The sequence below is a fragment of the Frateuria sp. Soil773 genome (genome assembly GCF_001428405.1).
GTDB lineage: Bacteria > Pseudomonadota > Gammaproteobacteria > Xanthomonadales > Rhodanobacteraceae > LMSL01.
In genome coordinates, this window is record NZ_LMSL01000016.1 from 1 (window position 1) to 5,080 (window position 5,080).

Annotated in this window: 4 protein-coding genes; all 4 read left to right on the forward strand. The window is 68.6% G+C overall.

What is annotated here, in order from left to right:
* The first annotated feature begins 275 nt into the window (after window positions 1–275).
* The 4 genes from ASG87_RS07345 (at window position 276) to ASG87_RS07360 (ending at window position 4,965) form a co-directional block, all read left to right on the forward strand.
* A complete protein-coding gene (locus tag ASG87_RS07345; RefSeq protein ID WP_056003108.1) occupies window positions 276–611 on the forward strand; it encodes a YXWGXW repeat-containing protein in 336 nt (111 codons plus the stop codon).
* Window positions 612–881: 270 nt separating this feature from the next.
* A complete protein-coding gene (locus tag ASG87_RS07350) occupies window positions 882–1,985 on the forward strand; it encodes a Glu/Leu/Phe/Val dehydrogenase dimerization domain-containing protein (RefSeq protein WP_056003111.1) in 1,104 nt (367 codons plus the stop codon).
* A gap of 135 nt (window positions 1,986–2,120) precedes the next feature.
* Window positions 2,121–3,668 carry a phospholipase D family protein gene (locus tag ASG87_RS07355; protein ID WP_082582829.1) on the forward strand — a complete coding sequence of 516 codons (1,548 nt, stop codon included), beginning with the start codon at window positions 2,121–2,123 and terminating at the stop codon, window positions 3,666–3,668.
* 139 nt (window positions 3,669–3,807) lie between these two features.
* Window positions 3,808–4,965, forward strand: coding sequence for an isovaleryl-CoA dehydrogenase (locus tag ASG87_RS07360; protein ID WP_056003364.1), 1,158 nt, complete (start codon window positions 3,808–3,810; stop codon window positions 4,963–4,965).
* Window positions 4,966–5,080: the final 115 nt, after the last annotated feature.

A 5,080-nucleotide genomic window follows, 5' to 3' on the forward strand; every position in this document is an offset into this window, starting at 1 on the left:
ACTGGAATCCCCTCGCGCTCCCCGCTCGTCATTCCTGCGAAAGCAGGAATCCAGCGACTTTCCTCTTCCCAAAAACCTAAAGGCACTGGATCCCAGCTTTCGCTGGGATGACGCTTCGCAGGGGATTTCGTAGGGGATACCTGGGAGACTTCGAACAAATGCCAAGACACCGCCCGGCCCGTAGCTGAACGGGCCGGGCGGAATGCGTCAACAGCCCTCCGCGCGCATCGTTCTCCGTCATGCAGCCGCCCGTTGCGGCAACGACGGAGAACGCCATGCAAGACATGACCCGCACACTCGCCCTGCTGGCCGGCCTCGGCCTGGCGCTGGGCAGCCTCAGCTACACCCCGCCCGCCGAAGCGCGCACCCAGGTTTCCATCGGCGTCGGCATCGGCGTGCCTCCGCCGCCGCCGCGGTTCGAGCGGGTGCCGCCGCCGCGCATGGGCTACGTCTGGGCGCCCGGCTACTGGCGCTGGTACGCGCCGGCGCACCGGCACGTCTGGGTGAACGGCTACTGGGTCCGGGCGCGGCCGGGCTACTACTATCGCCCGGCGCGCTGGGAGCACCGCGGTCGCGACTGGCGCTTCCGCGGCGGCTACTGGCACCGCTGAGCGGGCCGCCGCGGCCATGCGGAACGCCGGCCCGGCCAGCGTTTCCGCCGGTCTCCGCCGCCCCATACGCCGGCCACTTGCTGCGCCGCAGAAACGTCGGGCCCGGCGACGTATTAAACTTGTGGACTGAATTCATCGCCCCGGCCCCGGCCGGGGCGATGAGTTTCCGGCGTTTTCCAAAGCTTGGCGGGGCCGCACTGGATCGATCCCCGCCTCCATCCTGCGCCTGCCGTTCCCCTCGGCAGCGCCAAACGTGGAGTCATCGTTCCAATGATTTTCGAAACCATCGCCAAAACGGGTCACGAAGAAGTCGTCTTCTGCCACAACAAGGACGCCGGCCTGAAGGCCATCATCGCGATCCACAACACGGTGCTGGGCCCCTCGCTCGGCGGCCTGCGCATGTGGCCGTACAAGAGCGAGCAGGACGCGGTCAACGACGTGCTGCGCCTGTCGCGCGGCATGACCTACAAGAACGCCGTGGCCGGCCTGAACCTGGGCGGCGGCAAGGCGGTGATCATCGGCGATCCCTCCAAGGACAAGTCCGAGGCGCTGTTCCGCGCGTTCGGCCGCTTCGTCAACTCGTTGAACGGCCGCTACATCACGGCCGAGGACGTCGGCATCGACGTCAACGACATGGAATACGTGTTCCGCGAGACCGAGTACGTCACCGGCGTGCACCAGGTGCACGGCGGCTCGGGCGATCCGTCGCCGTTCACCGCGTTCGGCACGCTGCAGGGCCTGATGGCCGCGCTGCAGTTCAAGCACGGCAACGAGGACGTGGGCAAGTACAGCTACGCCGTGCAGGGCTGCGGCCACGTCGGCGGCGAGTTCATCAAGCTGCTGCGCGAGCAGGGCGCCAAGGTGTTCGTCACCGACATCAACAAGGACGCCGTGCAGCGCTGCGTGGACGAGCTGGGCTGCGAGGCCGTGGGCCTGGACGAGATCTACGACGTGGACGCCGACGTGTACTCGCCGTGCGCGCTGGGCGGCACGGTCAACGAGCAGACCATCGACCGCATCAAGGCCAAGATCATCTGCGGCGCGGCCAACAACCAGCTCGCCACCGACGCGATCGGCGACGAGCTGCAGCGCCGCGGCGTGCTGTACGCGCCGGACTACGCGGTCAACGCCGGCGGCGTGATGAACGTCTCGCTGGAGATCGACGGCTACAACCGCGAGCGCGCGATGCGCATGATGCGCACGATCTACTACAACCTCGGGCGCATCTTCGAGATCAGCAAGACGCAGAACGTGCCGACCTACCTGGCGGCCGACCGCCTGGCCGAGGAGCGCATCGAGTCGATCGGCAAGATCAAGCTGCCGCACATGGGCAATGGCGGCACCCGCTTCCAGGGCCGCATGCGCGGGCAGTAAGCCACGACGCCCTCCATGCCGGCTCATGGCCGGCATGGCATGCTTGCAAGGGCCTGCCGCGCCGCGCGGCAGGCCCTTTGCTTTTGGGCCGCGGCCGTCGGCCCATCGAACACGCGGGGTCGCGGGATGCGCAGGATGATCGTGTGGCTGGGCTGGGGCATGCTGGCGTTGCTGTTGCTGGTGGGCAGCGGCCTGCTGCTGGCCGACCGCCTCACCCCTCGCGCCACCGGCACGCCCAGCACCGCCTTGCCGGTGCAGCCGGCACAGACCACGATCGACCGCGAACTGGCGCCGTACCTCACCGACCATCCGGGCCAGACCGCGGCGACCCTGCTGCACGACGGCCTCGACGCCTTCGCCGTGCGCGCCGCCTCCGCGCGCATCGCCGGCCGCAGCCTCGACCTGCAGTACTACATGTGGCACGACGACCTCACCGGCCACCTGCTCGCCCGCGAGGTGTACGACGCGGCCCAGCGCGGCGTGCGGGTCCGCCTGCTGCTCGACGACATCAACACCCGCGGGCTCGATCCGGCGCTGCTGGCGCTGGACGCGCACCCGAACATCAAGGTGCGGCTGTACAACCCGTTCCGCAACCGCGGCGGCCTCTGGCGCCTGCTGGAAATGGCGCAGCGCTTCTTCAGCGTCAACCATCGCATGCACAACAAGGCATGGATCGTGGACGGCCGGCTCGCCGTGGTCGGCGGCCGCAACATCGGCGACGAATATTTCGACGCCAGCGAGCGGGTGAACTTCCGCGACCTGGACATGCTGCTGCTCGGCCCGGCGGTCGCCGACGCCAGCGGCATCTTCGACGCGTTCTGGAATTCCAGCGCGGCGGTGCCGATCGAGGCGCTGAATCCGCAGACGCCGGACCGCCTGCGCAAGCTGGCCGACCGTCTCGCCCGCGACGCCGTCGTGCCCGGGGCGCAGGTCTACCTGCAGCGGATCGCCGCCTCGCCATCGGCGCAGCGGCTGGCCAGCCACGAACTGTCGCTGCACTGGACCGCCAGCCTGCGGGTAGCCTCCGACCCGCCGCTGAAGACCCGCAGCGCGGACCGCCGCGACTGGCTGCAACCGCGCCTGGCCGCCCACCTGGATGCCGCGCGCAGCGAAGTGCGGCTGATCTCGCCCTACTTCGTGCCGGGCAGGAGCGGCACCGCCGACCTGGTCAGGCTGGCGCGCGCCGGCATCCGGGTCGGCGTGATCACCAACTCGCTGGCCGCCAACGACGTCCCCGCGGTGCACGGCGGCTACGAGCGTTACCGCGGCCGCCTGCTGGACGGCGGCGTGGGCCTGTTCGAGATCCGCCGCCACGGCCCGAAGGTCGCCACCACCCTGTTCGGCAGCAGCGGCGCCAGCCTGCACACCAAGGCCTTCGTCATCGACGGGCGGCGCGGCTTCGTCGGCTCGTTCAACCTCGACCCGCGCTCGGCCAACCTCAATACCGAGATGGGCGTGCTGTTCGACGATCCCGGCCTCGGCCACGACCTGCGCGGGGAATACCTGCGGCTGGCCGGGCCCGCCCTGAGCTATCAACTGCTGCGCGGCAAGGACGGCTCGCTGCAATGGCTGGACCGGACCACGCAACCGCCGCGCGTGCTCGGCCGCGAGCCGGATGCCGACTGGTGGCTGCGCACCGTCGCCCGCGTGATGAGCTGGCTGCCGATCGAGTCGCAATTGTAGGAGCGCATCCTGTACGCGACGGGTTTCCCGGCATCGAGGGCATCGCGCGCAGGGTGCGCCCCCACACGGACCGGGCGCTGCCGCATGCGCTAAAATCGCGGTTCTGCCTACCGCCGACATGCACGCCAAGGAGTTAGTGATGCGCCCGTTTCCGCTCGGAGAAGACATCGACCTGCTGCGCGAATCCGTGCATGCATTCGCGGAAAAGGAGATCGCACCCCGCGCCGACCGCATCGACCGCGACAACCTGTTCCCCGCCGACCTGTGGCAGAAGTTCGGCGAGATGGGCCTGCTCGGCGTGACCGTCGCCGAAGAGTACGGCGGCAGCGGCCTGGGCTTCCTCGCGCACATGGTGGCGATGGAGGAAATCTCGCGCGCGTCCGGTTCGGTCGGCCTCTCCTACGGCGCGCACTCCAACCTGTGCGTCAACAACATCTTCCACAACGGCAACGAGGCGCAGCGGCAGAAGTACCTGCCCAGGCTGTGCAGCGGCGAGCATGTCGGCGCACTGGCGATGAGCGAGCCGGGCGCCGGTTCCGACGTGGTCGGCTCGATGAGCTGCAAGGCCGAGCTGCATGGCGACGTGTGGGTCGCCAACGGCAACAAGATGTGGATCACCAACGGCCCCGACGCCGACGTGCTGCTGGTCTACATGCGCACCGCGCCGCGCACCGCCGGCAGCCGCTGCATGACCGCCTTCATCGTCGAGAAGGGCATGAAGGGTTTCAGCACCGCGCAGAAGCTGGACAAGCTCGGCATGCGCGGCTCGAATACCTGCGAGCTGGTGTTCGACAACTGCGAGATCCCGGCCGAAAACGTCGTCGGCGAGGTCAACGAAGGCGTGCGCGTGCTGATGAACGGCCTCGACACCGAGCGCCTGGTGCTGTCCGGTGGCCCGATCGGCCTGATGCAGGCGGCGGTGGACATCACCCTGCCCTACGTGCGCGAGCGCAAGCAGTTCAACGCGCCGATCGGCACGTTCGAGATCATGCAGGCCAAGGTCGCCGACATGTACACCGCGCTGCAGAGCTCGCGCGGCTTCGCCTACATGGTGGCGCAGCAGTTCGACAGCGGCGTGAAGTCGCGCATCGATCCAGCCGCCTGCCTGCTCAACGCGTCCACCAACGCGGTGAAGGTGACGCTGGAGGCGATCCAGTCGCTGGGCGGCAACGGCTACATCAACGAGTTCCCCGCCGGCCGCCTGCTGCGCGACGCCAAGCTCTACGAGATCGGCGCCGGCACCAACGAGATCCGCCGCATGCTGATCGGCCGCGAGCTGTTCCACGGCAAGGCGTAAGGCATCCGGCCATCGCATGACAAACGGCCCGCGCGATGCGGGCCGTTTGCGTTCGGACGACAGGCACTGGATGACCAGCCCTTCGGCTGTTGAAAAGCGCTTCCTGCTTTCGCAG

Coding starts and splice junctions, on each gene's coding strand:
- ASG87_RS07350 (WP_056003111.1), top strand. CDS start 882: ATGATTTTCGAAACCATCGCCAAAACGGGTCACGAAGAAGTCGTCTTC.
- ASG87_RS07355 (WP_082582829.1), top strand. CDS start 2,121: ATGATCGTGTGGCTGGGCTGGGGCATGCTGGCGTTGCTGTTGCTGGTG.
- ASG87_RS07360 (WP_056003364.1), top strand. CDS start 3,808: ATGCGCCCGTTTCCGCTCGGAGAAGACATCGACCTGCTGCGCGAATCC.
- ASG87_RS07345 (WP_056003108.1), top strand. CDS start 276: ATGCAAGACATGACCCGCACACTCGCCCTGCTGGCCGGCCTCGGCCTG.